The 16,612-nt window shown below is 69.9% G+C and carries 13 protein-coding genes; 11 read left to right on the forward strand and 2 right to left on the reverse strand.

The window, feature by feature from the left end; all coding sequences use genetic code 11:
* Positions 1-44: 44 nt before the first annotated feature.
* The 7 genes from A8G15_RS19730 (at position 45) to A8G15_RS19760 (ending at position 9,592) form a co-directional block, all read left to right on the forward strand.
* The gene (locus A8G15_RS19730; protein WP_068163393.1) at positions 45-2,645 is read left to right on the forward strand and encodes a bifunctional FO biosynthesis protein CofGH; all 2,601 of its coding nucleotides are present in this window, start codon (positions 45-47) and stop codon (positions 2,643-2,645) included.
* A gap of 180 nt (positions 2,646-2,825) precedes the next feature.
* On the forward strand, positions 2,826-3,149 hold the full coding sequence (gene fdxA, locus A8G15_RS19735) for a ferredoxin (protein WP_068163396.1): 324 nt from the start codon (positions 2,826-2,828) through the stop codon (positions 3,147-3,149).
* A 37-nt stretch (positions 3,150-3,186) separates the two neighbouring features.
* Entirely contained in the window at positions 3,187-4,272 is a 1,086-nt protein-coding gene (gene dapC / locus A8G15_RS19740; protein ID WP_068163399.1) for a succinyldiaminopimelate transaminase, read from the forward strand.
* 50 nt (positions 4,273-4,322) lie between these two features.
* Positions 4,323-4,997 (forward strand): rhomboid family intramembrane serine protease, encoded by a 675-nt coding sequence (locus A8G15_RS19745; RefSeq protein WP_068163402.1) that lies wholly within the window; start codon positions 4,323-4,325, stop codon positions 4,995-4,997.
* A gap of 27 nt (positions 4,998-5,024) precedes the next feature.
* On the forward strand, positions 5,025-6,455 hold the full coding sequence (locus A8G15_RS19750; protein ID WP_068163459.1) for an acyl-CoA synthetase: 1,431 nt from the start codon (positions 5,025-5,027) through the stop codon (positions 6,453-6,455).
* A gap of 138 nt (positions 6,456-6,593) precedes the next feature.
* Entirely contained in the window at positions 6,594-7,874 is a 1,281-nt protein-coding gene (locus A8G15_RS19755; protein ID WP_068163406.1) for a PucR family transcriptional regulator, read from the forward strand.
* An 89-nt stretch (positions 7,875-7,963) separates the two neighbouring features.
* Positions 7,964-9,592, forward strand: coding sequence for a substrate-binding domain-containing protein (locus A8G15_RS19760; protein WP_068163408.1), 1,629 nt, complete (start codon positions 7,964-7,966; stop codon positions 9,590-9,592).
* 32 nt (positions 9,593-9,624) lie between these two features.
* Here the strand turns inward: A8G15_RS19760 and A8G15_RS19765 are convergent, their stop codons facing one another.
* On the reverse strand, positions 9,625-10,950 hold the full coding sequence (locus tag A8G15_RS19765) for an amino acid permease (protein WP_342671588.1): 1,326 nt from the start codon (positions 10,948-10,950) through the stop codon (positions 9,625-9,627).
* 111 nt (positions 10,951-11,061) lie between these two features.
* Complete coding sequence (dapD, locus tag A8G15_RS19770; protein ID WP_068163413.1) at positions 11,062-12,015, reverse strand: 2,3,4,5-tetrahydropyridine-2,6-dicarboxylate N-succinyltransferase; 954 nt, start codon at positions 12,013-12,015, stop codon at positions 11,062-11,064.
* Between the two features lie 76 nt (positions 12,016-12,091).
* On the opposite strand from dapD, the gene dapE reads away from it, so the two are divergent.
* The 4 genes from dapE (at position 12,092) to A8G15_RS19790 (ending at position 16,416) form a co-directional block, all read left to right on the forward strand.
* Positions 12,092-13,168 carry a succinyl-diaminopimelate desuccinylase gene (dapE, locus tag A8G15_RS19775; RefSeq protein WP_068163416.1) on the forward strand — a complete coding sequence of 359 codons (1,077 nt, stop codon included), beginning with the start codon at positions 12,092-12,094 and terminating at the stop codon, positions 13,166-13,168.
* Positions 13,169-13,178: 10 nt separating this feature from the next.
* Positions 13,179-13,979, forward strand: a complete 801-nt coding sequence (locus A8G15_RS19780; RefSeq protein WP_068163421.1) for an LOG family protein — start codon at positions 13,179-13,181, stop codon at positions 13,977-13,979.
* The gene (locus A8G15_RS19785; protein ID WP_068163423.1) at positions 13,973-14,539 is read left to right on the forward strand and encodes an LOG family protein; all 567 of its coding nucleotides are present in this window, start codon (positions 13,973-13,975) and stop codon (positions 14,537-14,539) included. The genes A8G15_RS19780 and A8G15_RS19785 overlap by 7 nt, the downstream gene beginning before the upstream one ends.
* 98 nt (positions 14,540-14,637) lie before the next feature.
* Positions 14,638-16,416 (forward strand): long-chain-acyl-CoA synthetase, encoded by a 1,779-nt coding sequence (locus tag A8G15_RS19790; RefSeq protein ID WP_169833917.1) that lies wholly within the window; start codon positions 14,638-14,640, stop codon positions 16,414-16,416.
* Positions 16,417-16,612: the final 196 nt, after the last annotated feature.

Raw genomic sequence — 16,612 nt, forward strand, 5'->3', positions numbered from 1 at the left:
ACCCGGAGGTGGCACACGTCGCACCCGTGGCGCATGATCGGCCAATGACCCGCTCCACTGACGACGACGCTCCCGTCACGATCCTTCCCATGCCTTCGGTCCGCCCCGGCGCCGCCGGCCGGGCCGAGGAACGGGCCGTGCCGGGTATGCGGCGCGCGTTGCGGCGGGCCCGCGACGGAGTGACCCTCAACGTCGACGAAGCAGCGGTGTTGCTGCAGGCGCGCGGCGCGGACCTCGACGACCTGTGCGCCTCCGCGGCACGGGTTCGGGACGCCGGCCTGCTCGCCGCCGGGCGTCCCGGCACCGTCACGTATTCGCGGAAGGTGTTCGTGCCGATCACCCGGCTGTGCCGGGACAAGTGCCACTACTGCACGTTCGTCACGGTGCCGGGCAAACTGCGCGCGGCGGGGCACGGCATGTACCTCGAACCCGACGAGATCCTCGAGATCGCGCGGCAGGGAGCCGAACTCGGCTGCAAGGAGGCGCTCTTCACACTCGGAGACCGCCCCGAGGACCGGTGGCCCGAGGCGCGGCAGTGGCTCGACGAGCGCGGCTACGACTCGACACTGGACTACGTGCGGGCGATGGCGATCCGGGTGCTCGAGGAGACGGGCCTGCTGCCGCATCTGAACCCGGGCGTGATGAGCTGGGCGGAGATGTCCCGGCTCAAGCCCGTCGCGCCGTCGATGGGCATGATGCTCGAAACCACCTCCGAGCGGCTGTTCACCGAGAAGGGGCAGTGCCACCACGGCAGCCCCGACAAGGACCCGCAGGTCCGTCTGCGGGTGCTCACCGACGCCGGTCGGCTCTCGGTGCCGTTCACCACCGGCATCCTGGTCGGCATCGGCGAGACGATCACCGAACGCGCCGAGTCGATCGCCGCGATCCGTAAGTCGCACAAGGCATTCGGCCACATCCAGGAAGTCATCGTGCAGAACTTCCGGGCGAAGGACGACACCGCGATGCGCGAGCACGACGACGCCGGGCTCGACGAGTTCCGGGCCGCGATCGCCGTGGCCCGTCTGGTGCTCGGCCCCGGGATGCGCATCCAGGCGCCGCCGAACCTCGTCTCGCACGACGAATGCCGGGCACTGCTCGCTGCCGGCGTCGACGACTGGGGCGGGGTGTCGCCGCTGACCCCGGACCACGTCAACCCGGAGCGGCCCTGGCCCAATCTGGACACGCTCGCGCAGATCAGCGCGGACGCCGGGTTCACCCTCACCGAACGGGTCGCCGCGCAACCGCAGTACGTGCTGGCCGGTCAGCCGTGGATCGACCCGCGGATCGCGGCCCACGTGCACGCGCTGTCCGATCCGGAGACCGGGCTCGCACAGGACGTGATCCCGTCCGGGCTGCCATGGCAGGAACCGGACATCGACTGGGAGTCGTCCGGGCGCATCGACCTGAATTCCGAGATCGACGTCACCGGCCGCAACACCGAGCACCGTTCGGACCTGGGCAGCGCCTTCGGTGACTGGGAGACCGTGCGCGAACAGGTCCTCGCGCTCGGCGCGAGCGCGCCCGTGCGGGTCGAGGGTGATGTCCTCGCCGCGCTGCGCTCGGCCGAACGCGACCCCGCGGGTTGCTCCGACGCCGAGTACCTGGCACTGGCGACGGCCGAGGGGGCGGGACTCGAGGCGGTCGTCGCGCTCGCCGACACGCTGCGCCGCGACACCGTCGGCGACGACGTCACCTACGTGGTGAACCGCAACATCAACTTCACCAACATCTGCTATACCGGCTGCCGGTTCTGCGCGTTCGCGCAGCGCAAGGGCGACGCCGACGCGTTCACCCTGTCCGCGAGCGAGGTCGCGGACAGGGCGTGGGAAGCACACGTCGCCGGCGCCACCGAGGTGTGCATGCAGGGCGGTATCGACCCGGAGCTGCCGGTCACCGGCTACGCGGACCTGGTGCGCGCGGTGAAGGACCGGGTGCCGTCGATGCACGTGCACGCGTTCTCGCCGATGGAGATCGCCAACGGTGTCTCGCGCAGCGGCATCTCCACCCGCGACTGGCTGATCGAACTGCGCGAAGCGGGCCTGGACACCATCCCGGGCACCGCCGCCGAGATCCTCGACGACGAGGTGCGCTGGGTGCTCACGAAGGGCAAGCTGCCCACCGCCGAATGGATCGACGTGGTCACCACCGCGCACGAGGTGGGGCTGCGGTCGAGCTCGACGATGATGTACGGGCACGTCGACCAGCCGCACCACTGGGTGGGGCACCTGAACGTGCTGCGCGGTATCCAGGACCGTACCGGTGGTTTCACCGAATTCGTGCTGCTGCCGTTCGTGCACCAGTCGTCGCCGCTGTATCTCGCGGGCGCGTCCCGGCCGGGCCCGACGATGCGCGACAACCGCGCCGCGCACGCGCTGGCCCGGATCATGCTGCACGGACGCATCGACAACATCCAGACGAGCTGGGTCAAGCTCGGTGTCGCCGGGACGCAGGCGATGCTCCAGGGTGGCGCCAACGACCTGGGCGGCACGCTGATGGAGGAGACCATCTCCCGGATGGCCGGATCGCAGCACGGATCGGAGAAGACCGTGGCCGAACTCGTCGCGATCGCCGAGGGAATCGGCCGACCGGCCCGGCAGCGCACCACCGCATACGCCCATCGCGGACTCGGCGTCACGGTCCGGTAGTCTTCCGGCGTTCGACGAGCGGCGTGCGTTGCCAGGTCAGGGCACCCTAACGCGCAGGCCTGCCCGGTCGCCGGAGGATACTGGACTGCGGTGGTGTCCGAGCACGCCACGATCGAAGAACCGCGCAGGCCGCCGGGGATGCCGGGCCGGAGGGCCGACAGAGAGGCAGGGAGAGCAGCAGTGACGTACACGATTGCGGAACCGTGTGTGGATGTGTTGGACAAGGCATGCATCGAGGAATGCCCCGTCGACTGCATCTACGAGGGTGGACGCATGCTGTACATCCACCCCGACGAGTGCGTCGACTGCGGTGCGTGCGAGCCGGTGTGCCCGGTCGAGGCGATCTTCTACGAGGACGACGTGCCGGACGAATGGTCCGGGTACGTGAAGGCGAACGTCGACTTCTTCGACGACCTTGGTTCGCCCGGCGGTGCGGCCAAGCTCGGCAAGGTCGACTACGATCCGCCGTTCGTCAAGGCGCTGCCTCCCATGGGCGAGGAATGAGTTGACCTCCACCGTGACTCCACGCGCACGCCGATCGGTGGCGAGGACCCTGCCGGACTTCCCCTGGGATTCGCTCACCGGCGCCAAGGAGAAGGCGGCGGCGCATCCCGACGGGATCGTCAACCTCTCGGTCGGCACGCCGGTCGACCCGATTGCGCCGTCGATCCGCGAGGCGCTCGCCGCGGTGTCGGAAGAGCCCGGCTACCCGACGACCCACGGCACCGCCGAACTGCGGGCCGCCGCCGTCGACGCGCTGGCCCGCCGCTACGGCATCACCGGGCTCGACGAGGCGGCGATCCTGCCGGCGATCGGCACCAAGGAGATGATCGCGTGGCTGCCGACCCTGCTCGGACTCGGCGCCGATGATCTCGTCGTCATCCCGGAGCTCGCCTACCCGACCTACGAGGTCGGCGGTCTGCTCGCCGGGGCGCGGCTGATCCGCGCGGACGGACTCAACCGGCTCGGCCCCGAGGGCGCGGCGCTGGTGTTCGTGAACTCCCCCTCGAATCCGACCGGCAAGGTGCTCGGCCTCGACCACCTCCGGAAGGTCGTCGACTGGGCCCGCAGCCGCGGCGCGATCGTCGTGTCCGACGAGTGCTACCTGGGTCTGACCTGGGAAGGCGAGGCGCTGTCGATCCTGCACCCGAGCGTGTGCGACGGCGACCACACCGGTCTGCTGGCCGTGCACTCGCTGTCGAAGACCTCCAACCTGGCCAGCTACCGCGCCGGGTTCGTCACCGGCGATGCCGAACTGGTCACCGACCTGCTCGAGGTGCGCAAGCACTCGGGCATGATGCTGCCGCTGCCGATCCAGTCCGCGATGACCGCGGCGCTGCTCGACGACGAGCAGGAGAACATCCAGCGCGAGAAGTACCGGGCACGACGTGAGGTGCTGCTCGCCGCGGTGCGCGGCGCCGGTTTAACGGTCGATCATTCCGAGGCGGGGCTCTACCTCTGGGCGACCCGCGGCGAGGAGTGCCGCGCGACCGTCGACTGGTTCGCCGAACGCGGAATCCTGGTGGCGCCGGGCGAGTTCTACGGCCCCGGCGGTGTCCGGCACGTGCGGATCGCCCTGACCGCCACGGACGAGAGGATCGCCGCCGCCGCGTCCCGGCTCGGCTGAACGCGTTCGGTAACCGGAGCAACCGGTCACACGCAGGTAGATTGACGCTCGTGAGCACCTCAGTCGACGACCCGCGTTCGGTGGTGCTCTACGTCGTGTTCGCGGTGCTCGCGACCCTGCTGGCGATGCGGTGGGCCCGCGTCCGCGACCTCGGCTCGTTCCTGTGGCCCCCGCCGCTCGCCGCGACCGTGCTGTGGCTCGTCGTCGCGGTGCCCTCACTGCTGCAACTCGCCGTCCCCACGCTGAACGAGATGTTCCGCCGCAACCCGGTGCAGATCCGCAACGACGGCGAATGGTGGCGGGTGATGACCTCGGTGCTCGTCCAGGACGGGGGAGTGGTCGCGACCTTCGCGAATCTGCTGCTGCTCGCCGTGCTGGCCGTCGCGGGGGTCCGCGTGTGGGGAGCCGGCCGGGCCGTCGCGCTGTTCGCCGCCGGACAGTTGCTGTGGGGATTGTTCGCGTCGTTCGTGTCGCCGTCCGCCGGTGCCGGCTGCTCCGCGGCGGCCTTCGCGCTGGCCGCCGCGACCGCGGGACTCCGGCTCGCGGTCGGGGCACGCCGGATCGAGCTGGTGGGGTCGCTGGCGATCCTCGCGATCGGCGCGTTGCTGCTGTTGATCGACGACGCACACGGCGTTGCGGTGCTGGGCGGCACACTGCTCGGGGCGGTGCTCGGCACCGTCATGCCGCCGACCCGCCCGGTTCCGATGGCGGCGGTCGGTCGCTGAGCCCGCGGGTTGTGGGAAGGTGATGCCGTGTCTGCACTCCTGTCCTCGCTGAATCCCCTCGCCGTCGCTCGCGGCGACGACGTGCCCGACGCCCTCCGCATCGACGGGCACACGTTGTCGCGCAGCGACATCCTCGGCGCTGCGACGGCCGTGGCCGCGCGGGTCGCGCGGGCCGAGCGGGTCGCCGTGCTCGCGACCCCGACCGCGGCGACGGTCGTCGCGATCGTCGGCGCGCTGCTCGCTGGGGTGACGGTCGTGCCGGTGCCGCCGGATTCCGGCCCGGCCGAGCGGGCGCACATCCTGAACGATTCCGGCGCGCAGGCGTGGCTGGGGGCCGCACCGGAACCGGACGAGGAGGGCCCCCGGTTGCCGGTGATCGCCGTGCGGCTGCACGCGCGGGACTGGCACGCGCTGCCCGAGCCGGACCCGGCCCGTATCGCGTTCGTGCTCTACACCTCGGGCACCACCGGATCGCCGAAGGGCGTGCTGCTGAGCCGCCGCGCGATCGCCGCGGGTATCGATGCGCTCGCCGAGGCGTGGGAATGGACGAGCCGGGACACGCTGGTGCACGGGCTTCCGCTGTTCCACGTACACGGCCTGATCCTCGGGGTTCTCGGGCCGCTGCGGGTGGGCAGCCGGCTGATCCACACGGGGAAGCCGACACCGCAGGCGTACGCCGAGGCCCGGGGAACCCTGTATTTCGGGGTACCGACGGTGTGGGCGAGGGTGGTCGAGGACGAGGAGTCGGCGCGGGCGCTGAGCGGGGCGCGGCTGCTGGTGTCGGGGAGTGCCCCGTTGCCGGTGCCGGTGTTCGAGAAGCTGCGCGAGCTGACCGGGCTGACCCCCATCGAGCGATACGGCATGAGCGAGACGATGCTGACGTTGAGCACCCGCGTCGACGGGGAACGCCGGCCCGGGTGGGTGGGTACGCCGGTGCGTGGCGTGGAGACCCGCTTGCGGGACGAGGACGGCGCCGCGGTCCCGCACGACGGCGAGAGCATCGGGGTGCTGCAGGTTCGCGGGCCGATGTTGTTCGACGGCTACCTGAACCGCCCGGACGCGACCGCGGAATCCCGGACGGACGACGGCTGGTTCGTGACCGGTGACGTCGCTGTGATCGATCCCGAGGGGTTCCACCGGATCGTCGGGCGCGAATCGACCGATCTGATCAAATCGGGCGGATTCCGGATCGGTGCCGGAGAAATCGAGACCGTTCTGCTCGGACACCCGGCGGTGCGCGAGGTCGCGGTCGTCGGAGTGCCCGACGACGATCTCGGGCAGCGCATCGTCGCATTCGTCGTGCCGCGCCCAGGTGCCGCGGAGGTCGACGGAGAAGAACTCATCGATCTTGTGGCGCAACAACTTTCGAAACACAAGCGGCCACGGGAAGTGCGTCTGGTGGAGGATCTGCCGCGCAATGCGATGGGGAAGGTGCAGAAGAAGCTGCTGCAGGGGTAGGGTCCGCTGCCGGGGTGGATGGGCCTCGTCGGCAGCAGAGTCCCGGGCGGGAAATCTGTGACTCGGGGTTGCGCATTCCGCCCCCGAAGGCGGATTGTTTCTGCACAGTAGGTACGTCTACTCATTGGGGGGTTGAACATGTCTGTGACCGATCACGTGCGTCCGACGGTTCCGGGGGGAGGCGAGCCCGCCTTCGTCGTCGACGGAAAGCCGGCGTCGGTACCGCTTCGTGATCTGCCGGCGGTCGCCCGCAAGCTCGTGGCGCACTTCGCCGATCATGTCGCGCCGTGTTCGTTGCGGCCCGGTGACTCGCTGCGCGGCGATGTCACCGAGGTCACCGTCCGGTGCCTGCGCATCGCGATCCACCTGCTCGACGCCGGCGAGCTGCCGTCGGATGCCGACCTCGCCGAACTGCGCAGCAGCGCCGCGCAGTGGGCGCGGGCCGGTTTCCGGCTCGAATACATGCTGCGCATCTACCACGAGGGCATCCGGCTCGGCTGGGAACTGGTGACCGACCGGGCCGGGGAGGGAGACATCGAGTCCGTCGCCGCGGCGTCGCGGTTGTGGATGGCGTTGCTCGAGCGGGTCACCGTCGCAGCGACCACCGGTTTCGTCGCCGAGCTCGACGCGATCAAGCGGGAACGGGACGTCGCCGCGCAGGAACTCGTCACCGCCCTGCTCAGCGGCCAGGACGCCGCCGCGGTCGCGCGACGATCGGGCCTCGAGCTGGCCGACGGGTACACGGTGCTGGGCCTCGCGCTCGCCCGCCACCCGGACTCCCGCAACCCGCACGTGCGGCAGGACGTCGTCGCGCGGCGCACCCTGCGCCGCGTCGAGGTGGAGCTCGAGGCGGCCTGTGAGGGTCGTCAGCTGTCGCTGCTCGGCCCGGAGGGCGGCACGGTGCTGCTCGCGGGTGCGCGCAGCGACGACTCCGTCGCGATGCTGCGCGAACGCATCGAGTCGGTTTCGGGAGTGCCGGTGACGATCGCGCTGGTCCACGCGACGGTCTCCGAGGTCCCGGCGGGGGCGCAGCAGGCCCACGAACTGCTCGATCTCGTCCGCCAGCTGGGCCGCACGGCCGGGGTGTACCGCATGCAGGACCTGGCGCTCGAATACCAGCTCACCCGCCCCGGACCGGCGCGCGAATACCTCGCGCGGGTGCTCGAACCGCTCGACGACACCCCCGAACTCGTGGAGACGCTCGAGACGCACATCGCTCACGATCTCAGCCGCCAGCTCACCGCCCGCACCCTCCACGTGCATGCCAACACCGTCGACTACCGGCTCAAGCGGATCGCGCAGCTCACCGGTTTCGATCCCACGCGGCCGTCCGGACTGCGGCAGCTGCAGGCAGCGATCGTGGCCCGCAGGCTGGAGGCCATCGTCCCCGACCGCGTCGAGAGCCTTACGATGCTGTAACGATTACGTCTCCTGACCGATAGCATGTGACCAGGCTCATATCGGGGTGTCGCTCCGAGGTCTGCATGGGCGGTCGGGGGAGGAGTCGTATGGCGGTGCCCGGCGCACACAAGCGTCGCCCCGCACGGCGGGTCGCGGCCTATCTCGTGGTCGTCGCGGTCCTGCTCGGGCTCGGCGCCGGGGTGGCCGGCGCGGTTCGTGCCTGGCAGGACCGGTGCGATGTCGTCGACGGGTACACCCTCGCCGTGGCACCGGACATCGAGGATGCCGTCACCGATGTGCTTGCCCGCGCCGACACCGGATGCACGCGGTTCGTGGTCTCGGTTGCCGAACCCGGCGACGTCGTGGGCCTGCTCGGAACCGGTGAGGGTGCCCCCGACCTGTGGATTCCCGATTCGGCTTCGTGGGCGGCGCGGGCGTCGGCGATCGCATCGGGCCCGGTACAGACGATCCTCACCCCGATTGCGACGACCCCGGCCGTCCTGGTCGGCCGCGCCGGGGAGATGCCCGAGGTCGCCACGTGGCGTGCCGCGCTCGTCCTGCCCGGCCTGCGCCCGGGAAATCCGCTGCGCACCGGGGTCGCGGCGGCCGCGATCCGGGCGGCGCTGGCGGAAACCGAGAACGACGCGGTCGCGATCGGAACCGTCCGCACCGCGATGGCGCCGCTCGCGCAGCGCGAGAGCGCCCGCACCGACGAGCCCCCGGCCGGTTCGGTCCTGTTCGGCCTGATCGAGTCGGACGGCGGTGTCGGGGTCGGTACCGAGCAGCAACTGCACGAGTACGCCTCGGCCGCCGACGATGCGGCCGGCGCCGCGGCACTCGAGGCCGGGGTGCCGGACAACGGCAGCATCCTGCTCGACTACACGCTGGTGGTGACGTCCCCCGAACCGGATCGGCACCGCGAGGCCACCGCCGCGGCGCAGACGCTCGCGGAGGTGCTCGCGACGCAATGGGCTCGCGACGTCTTCGCGGAGCACGGGTTCCGTGATCCGGCCGGACGTCCCCTGCCCGACGATGCCGGACTCGGGGACATCACGATCATGACCCTGACGGACGAGAGCATCGCGCAGGAGACGCTGCGGGCCTGGGCGGTGCTGGCGCTCCCGATCCGCACACTCGTCGCGGTGGACGTCTCGGCGTCGATGAGCACGGCGGTCGGCGGTTCCACCCGACTGCACCTCACCGAGCAGGCTGCGCGTTCCGGGACCGCGATGTTCCCGGGCAGCGTGCAGGCGGGCCTGTGGGTGTTCGCCGACGACCTCGGCGAGAACGGGCAGGACCACCGCGAGATACTGCCCATCCGGCGCCTCGATGCCACGGTGGACGGGCAGGCGCAACGGGATCTGATGAACTCGCTCAGTACCATCGTGACCTCGGAGGTGAGCGATCGCAGCGCTCTCTACGACACGACGCTCGCCGCGTTCCGGCAGATGCAGGCCACCTACGATCCGCGTGCGATCAACAGTGTGATCGTCCTGACCGACGGCGCCGATGACGAACCCGACGGAATCACCCAGGAAGAGCTGATCGCGACCCTCGAACGCGAGCAGAACCCGGCTCGGCCGGTCGTGATCGTCACGGTCGGGCTCACGGCCGATGCCGACGCGGGTGCGCTCGCGGCGATCTCGCACGCCACCGGCGGAACGAGTTACATCGCGCAGGAACCCGGCGACATCTCCGCGATCTTCGTCAGTGCGCTCGCGGACCGCGCCGGGTAGGCACCGCTCGGTCCGGAGATCGCCGGGTCCGGCTACCGCGACCGGAGGACGCGGTTCGGCCGGGTACGCCGCTGCCACAGCCATCCGAGTGCGGCGATCGCCAGGAACAGCACGAACGTCGACAGCAGTTGGATGCGGGCGTCGTCGTCGAACAGCATCAGGGTGATGAATGCGCCGAGCAGTGCGAGCGTGAACCAGCTCAGGTAGGGGAACGCCCACATACGAACCGTGAGGGTGCCTTCGCGTTCGAACCGGGGCCGCAGACGCAACTGCGCCACCACGATGAAGATCCAGATCGCGAGCAGGGCCGAGCCGACCGCATTGAGCAGGATCTCGAGCAGGGTGTCCGGCAGCAGCCAGTTCAGCAGCACGCTGACGAATCCGAAGAACACCGACAGCAGCACGGCGTTCCGCGGCACTCCGGTGCGGGAGAGCTTGCCCAGGCCGGCGGGGCCGTCGCCACCGCGGGAGAGCGCGAACGCCATCCGGGACGTTCCGTAGACGTTCGCATTGAACGCAGACAGCAGCGCCACCACGACGACCAGCTCCATGAAGCCGGACACGTACGGGATGCCGGCGACGTCGAGCACGGAGACGAACGGCGAATCCTCGCTGTCGCCGGCGACCGTCCATGGCAGCACCAGCACCATGATCGCGATGGAACCCAGGTAGAACAGGCTGATCCGCCACACGACGGTGCGGACCGCGGTCGCGATGGACTTCTCGGGGTCGCGGGATTCGGCGGCGGCGATGGTGACGATCTCGATGCCGCCGAACGCGAACGCGACCGCGAGCAGACCGGCGGCGATCCCGGCGATTCCGTTGGGCGCGAATCCGTCGCCGTCACCGAGCAGATGGGTCGACCCGACCGGTTCGGTCCCGGGCAGCAGGCCGAACACCAGCAGTACCCCGATGACGAGGAACCCCACGATCACCGCGACCTTCAGTGCGGCGAACCAGAATTCGAACTCACCGAAATTTGCGACCTTCGCGAGGTTGACGACGGCGAAGAAGGTGACGAACACCAGCGCGACGACCCATTGCGGCACCCCCGGTATCCACGAGTTCACGATGCTCGCGGCGCCCGTGATCTCGACGCCGAGCACCATGATCAGCATGAACCAGTAGAGCCAGCCCATCGTGAAGCCGGCCCACTCGCCGATGCCGATGCGCGCGTAGTGGGAGAACGAGCCGCTGGCGGGCAGTGCGGCGCCCATCTCACCGAGCATCCGCATCACGAAGATGATCATGATGCCGGCGAGGATGTACGAGACGAGCACCGCGGGGCCGGCGGCGGCGATGCCGACACCGGACCCCAGGAACAGGCCCGCGCCGATGGCGGAACCGAGCCCCATCATCGTGAGGTGCCGGACCTTCAGGCCGGTTCCGAGATCGTCGATATCCGTTCGGGGTGGGTCGGCGTCCGTCACTGCTCTACTCGGGTCACTGCTCTACTCGGGTCACTGGATTCAGTCGTTGGCGTGCAGGGCGGCGTTCAGTTCCACGCCGGTGCCCTTGTTGGGGACGACCTCGACGGCACCGCTGACCGAATTGCGGCGCAGCAGCAGGTTCGACGCGCCGCTGAGATCCTTGGCCTTGACGACGGTGCCGTCCGGGCCGGTGACCTTGGTGCCGGCGGTGACGTACAACCCGGCCTCGACGATGCAGTCGTCGCCGAGCGAGATGCCGACACCGGCGTTGGCGCCGAGCAGGCAGCGCTTGCCGATGGAGATGACTTCCTTTCCGCCACCGGAGAGCGTGCCCATGATCGAGGCGCCGCCGCCGACGTCGGAGCCGTCGTCGACGACCACACCGCCGGAGATGCGGCCCTCGACCATCGAGCTGCCGAGAGTGCCTGCGTTGAAGTTGACGAAGCCTTCGTGCATGACGGTGGTGCCGGACGCGAGGTGCGCGCCCAGGCGCACCCGGTCCGCGTCGGCGATACGCACACCGGACGGCACGACGTAGTCGACCATGCGCGGGAACTTGTCGACCCCGAACACGGTGACGTGGCCGCGGATCCGCAGCCGGGAGCGGACGGTCTCGAAGTTCTCGACGGCGCACGGGCCGAAGTTGGTCCACACCACATTGGCGAGCAGACCGAAGATGCCGTCCAGGTTCTGGCCGTGCGGCCGCACCAGACGGTGCGAGAGCAGATGCAGGCGCAGGTAGACGTCGTGCGCGTCCACCGGGGCCTGGGACAGGTCCGCGATCGTGGTGCGCACCACGACCTGGGAGACCTCGCGAGCCTCGTCGGTGCCGGCCAGCAGCGCCAGGTCCGACGGGATGTCGGTGCCCTCGAGCCGCTGCGTACCCGTTTCACCGTATTCACCCAGCGTGGGGGCCGGGTACCAGGTGTCGAGGACGGTGCCGTCCGCCGCGATGTTCGCGATGCCTACTGCTGATGCTCCCTGTGCACTCACGGTCGAGAAGATTACGCGAGGGCATCCCCCCGCTGCGTTTGCCCTGCGAAAAACCGGCGTTCCGTATCGTGCATCTATGCCCGTACCGCACTTGGACCTGCACGCCGACCCCGTCGAGTTGACCGCTGCGCTGGTGGACATCCCCAGCGTGTCGCAGGACGAGGCGGTGATCGCCGCCGCGGTCGAGACCGCCCTGCGCGAGCAGACGTCGGGGTTCGAGGTGGTGCGCTGCGGCAACGCGGTGCTCGCCCGTACGGACCGGGGGCTGGGCAGTCGCGTGATGCTCGCCGGGCACCTGGACACCGTGCCGATCGCCGACAACGTCCCGTCCCGCCGCGACGGTGACCTGCTGTGGGGCTGCGGCACCGTCGACATGAAGTCGGGCGACGCGGTGTTCCTGCACCTGGCGGCGACGGTCGCCGACCTCGCGCACGACCTGACGCTCGTCTTCTACGACTGCGAGGAGATCGCCGCGCAGTTCAACGGACTCGGCCGGATCGAGAAGGAACTGCCGGACTGGCTCGCCGCGGATGTCGCGATCCTCGGGGAGCCGACGGCCGGGCAGATCGAGGCGGGTTGCCAGGGCACGCTGCGGGTGCGGCTGACCACCGCGGGGGTGCGGGCGCACTCGGCCCGGTCGTGGCTCGGGGACAACGCGATCCACCGGCTCGCCCCGGTGCTCGAGCGGCTCTCGCGGTACGAGGCGCGGTCGGTGGACATCGACGGCTGCGTCTACCGGGAGGGGCTCTCGGCGGTGCGCGTCACCGGGGGTGTCGCCGGCAACGTGGTGCCCGACGCCGCCGACGTCGACGTCAACTTCCGGTTCGCACCGGACCGCACCGTCGACCAGGCCCTGGCTCATGTACGGGAGGTTTTCGACGGTCTCGACATCACGCTCGAGCTGACCGACGCCTCGCCGGGCGCGCTGCCCGGCCTGTCGGATCCGGCGGCGGCCGCACTGGTCGAGGCGGCAGGCGGCCGGTTCCGCGCCAAGTACGGCTGGACCGACGTGTCGCGGTTCGCCGCGCTGGGCATCCCCGCCGTGAACTACGGACCGGGCGACCCGAATCTCGCGCACAAGCGCGACGAGCACGTCCCGGTGCAGCAGATCTCCGAAGTGGCCGCGGTGCTGCGCGGCTACCTGTCCCGATAGCGTGACCCCCATGTCAGACACCGAATCCGGCCGGCGGAAGTCCCGCGCCAAGATCGTTCAACGCGGACCCGTGCAGTTGCGCGGCGACCGCGCGGTCGAGACCACCACGATGGATCAGCGCCTGCTGGACCGTCGCGGACCCACCGACTGGGTGCACACCGATCCGTGGCGGGTGCTGCGCATCCAGAGCGAGTTCATCGAGGGATTCGGGGCGCTCGCCGAGGTGCCGCGCGCGGTCGCGGTGTTCGGGTCGGCGCGCACGCCGGAGGACGACCCCGAGTACGCGCTGGGGCGGAAACTCGGCGCGGCGCTGGTCGAGGCAGGGTATGCGGTCGTCACCGGCGGTGGGCCGGGTGCGATGGAGGCCGCGAACCGTGGCGCCAGCGAGTCGGGTGGGTTCTCGATCGGCCTCGGGATCGAGCTGCCGTTCGAGCAGTCCCTCAACGAATGGGTCGATCTGGGCCTGAATTTCCGGTACTTCTTCGCGCGCAAGACGATGTTCGTGAAGTACTCGCAGGCGTTCATCTGTCTTCCCGGTGGATTCGGCACGCTCGACGAGCTGTTCGAGGCGGTGACCCTCGTGCAGACGCACAAGATCACCCGGTTCCCGATCGTCCTGCTCGGCTCCGACTACTGGTCGGGACTGCTCGCCTGGATCCGCGATGTCATGGTGCGCGACGGCAAGATCTCGCCCGGCGACCTGGATCTGCTGTTCGTCACCGACAGTGTCGAGGAGGCTGTGCGCATCGTCGTGGAGGCGCATCGTGGCGACGAGGCCGAGTCGGTGTACGAGGAGAACGTCTCGTGGTGAACGGGACTCGGGTCGTCCTGTCGGTGTGTGTGTACTGCGCGTCCGGGCCCGTCGACGCCGAGTACCTGGAGCTGGCCGCGGCCGTCGGAACCGAGATCGGCCGACGCGGCTGGCAGCTCGTGTCCGGGGGCGGGAACGTCTCGATGATGGGCGCGGTCGCCGACGCCGCCCGCACGGCCGGGGCACACACCGTCGGGGTGATCCCGAAGGCGCTGGTGCACCGGGAGGTCGCCGATGTCGACGCGGACGAACTGATCGTCACCGCGACGATGCGTGAACGCAAACAGGTGATGGAGGACCGGGCGCACGCGTTCATCGCGCTGCCGGGCGGGATCGGCACCCTCGAGGAACTGTTCGAGACGTGGACGGCCGGGTATCTGGGTATGCACGACAAGCCGGTGGTGCTGCTCGATCCGATGGGGCACTACACGGGTCTGCTCGAGTGGCTCCGGTCGATGGTCGGTACCGGGTTCGTCGCGCAACGCGCGCTCGACGGGTTGCAGGTCACCGCGGAGGTCGCCGATGCCCTGGATCGCTGCGCGATCGGCGTTGTGAGCTAGGGCACCCGGCGCTCTCGCCAGGGTGCTTACTCTCAAGTAGGTTGGGTGGCCGACGACGCCCGTCGACGCTGTGTGCAGGACCTTCCGAGAGGATTCCAGTGACCACCGAGCACAAATCGACCATCTCCCTGCTGGGCCTTGCCGGCCAGCTTCCGGCGATGCTGCCGGACCTCCCCAGCCTGCTGCGCGGTGCGCTGGGACTGACCCGCCGTCCCGACGCCCGCGAATCGATCGGCCTGGTCTTCCAGCGCGTCGCCGAGCGCCGGCCGGACCGCCCGTTCCTGCGGTTCGAAGGGGACACGCTCAGCTACGGAGATGCCAACGCGCAGGTCAATCGTTATGCCGGTGTCCTGGCGCAACGTGGCGTGCAGACCGGTGACGTCGTCGGCATCCTCATGAAGAATCGCCCCGAGGCTCTGCTGATCACGCTCGCCGCCGTCAAACTCGGCGCCGCCGCGGGGATGCTCAACCACAACCAGCGCGGGGACGTCCTCGCCCACAGCCTCGGCCTGCTCGACAGCCGTGTGCTCGTCGTCGGTGAGGAATGCGAGGACGCCGTCGAATCCCTCGACGGACCGCCACAGGCCGACGACGTGCTGCGTGTCGCCGAACTCGACACCCTTGCCGCCGGCGCCGACTCGGCGAACCCCGCGGTCACCGAGCAACTGCAGGCCCACCACACCGCGTACTACATCTTCACGTCCGGCACGACCGGTCTCCCCAAGGCCAGCCGGATGAGCCACTTCCGCTGGCTCAAGTCGATGTCCGGCCTCGGCAGCCTCGGCGTCCGGCTGCGCCGGGACGACACCCTGTACTGCTGCCTGCCGCTCTATCACAACAACGCGCTGACGGTCGCGCTGTCGTCGGTGCTCGCCTCCGGCGCGACGCTCGCGCTCGGCCGGAAGTTCTCGGCCTCCGGGTTCTGGGCGGACGCGAAACGCAACGGCTCGACCGCCTTCATCTACATCGGTGAGATCTGCCGGTACCTGCTCAACCAGCCGGCGCGTCCGGACGACCGCGACAACGACATTCGCCTCGTCGTCGGCAACGGCCTGCGCCCCGAACTGTGGAACGAGTTCACCGAGCGGTTCGGCATCGACCGGGTCGCCGAGTTCTACGGCGCCAGCGAATGCAACATCGCGTTCATCAACGCCCTGAACCAGACGCACACGGCCGGGGTGTGCCCGCTGCCGTACGCCGTCGTCGAATACGACCAGGACACCGGCAAGGCCCGCCGGGCCGAGGACGGCAAGCTGCGCCGCGTCGGCAACGGTGAGGTGGGGCTGCTGCTCGCGAAGGTCACCGACCGCGCCCCCTTCGACGGCTACACCGATCCCGATGCCACCGAAGCGAAACTGGTGCGCGGCGGATTCACCGACGGCGACACCTGGTTCGACACGGGCGACCTCGTGCGCAGCCAGGGGTACATGCACGTCGCGTTCGTCGACCGCCTCGGCGACACCTTCCGGTGGAAGGGCGAGAACGTCGCGACCACCGAGGTCGAAGGGGCCGTCTGCGGGCACGACGCGATCTCCGAGGCCGTCGTCTACGGCGTCGAGGTCCCGGGTGCCGACGGCCGCGCCGGCATGGCCGCGGTCACGTTGCATCCCGGCTCGGAACTCGACGGTGCACGGCTCGCCGACGAACTCTTCGGCTCGCTGCCGGCGTACGCGGTACCGCTGTTCGTGCGGATCGTCGACGAACTCGAGCACACCAGCACGTTCAAGAGCCGCAAGGTGGAGCTGCGCAACGAGGGATTCTCGAAGACCGGCGACGATCCGCTGTACGTCCTCGACGGGAAGGCCGGAGGCTACCGGCTCGCCTACGACGGCTACGTCGACGCCGTCGCCCGGGGAGAGCTGCCTTCCTCGCGATGACCGCGATGACGTCGTGCGCAGTGCGGACACCACCGGTTCGCGCCGCGGCGACCGGTCCTCGACTCCGCGGGTTCCGGGTGCGTGCCAGGATGGGGGCATGATCGGCCCTGCCACCTCCGGCGACATCCCGAGTGGATGCGCCAGCTCCGGCGAGGACATTTCCCGTCGCGGCGCTCGCCCCGAGCAGTCCCGCCCG

It is taken from the genome of Rhodococcus phenolicus (genome assembly GCF_001646785.1).
In the GTDB taxonomy this organism is placed as follows: domain Bacteria; phylum Actinomycetota; class Actinomycetes; order Mycobacteriales; family Mycobacteriaceae; genus Rhodococcus; species Rhodococcus phenolicus.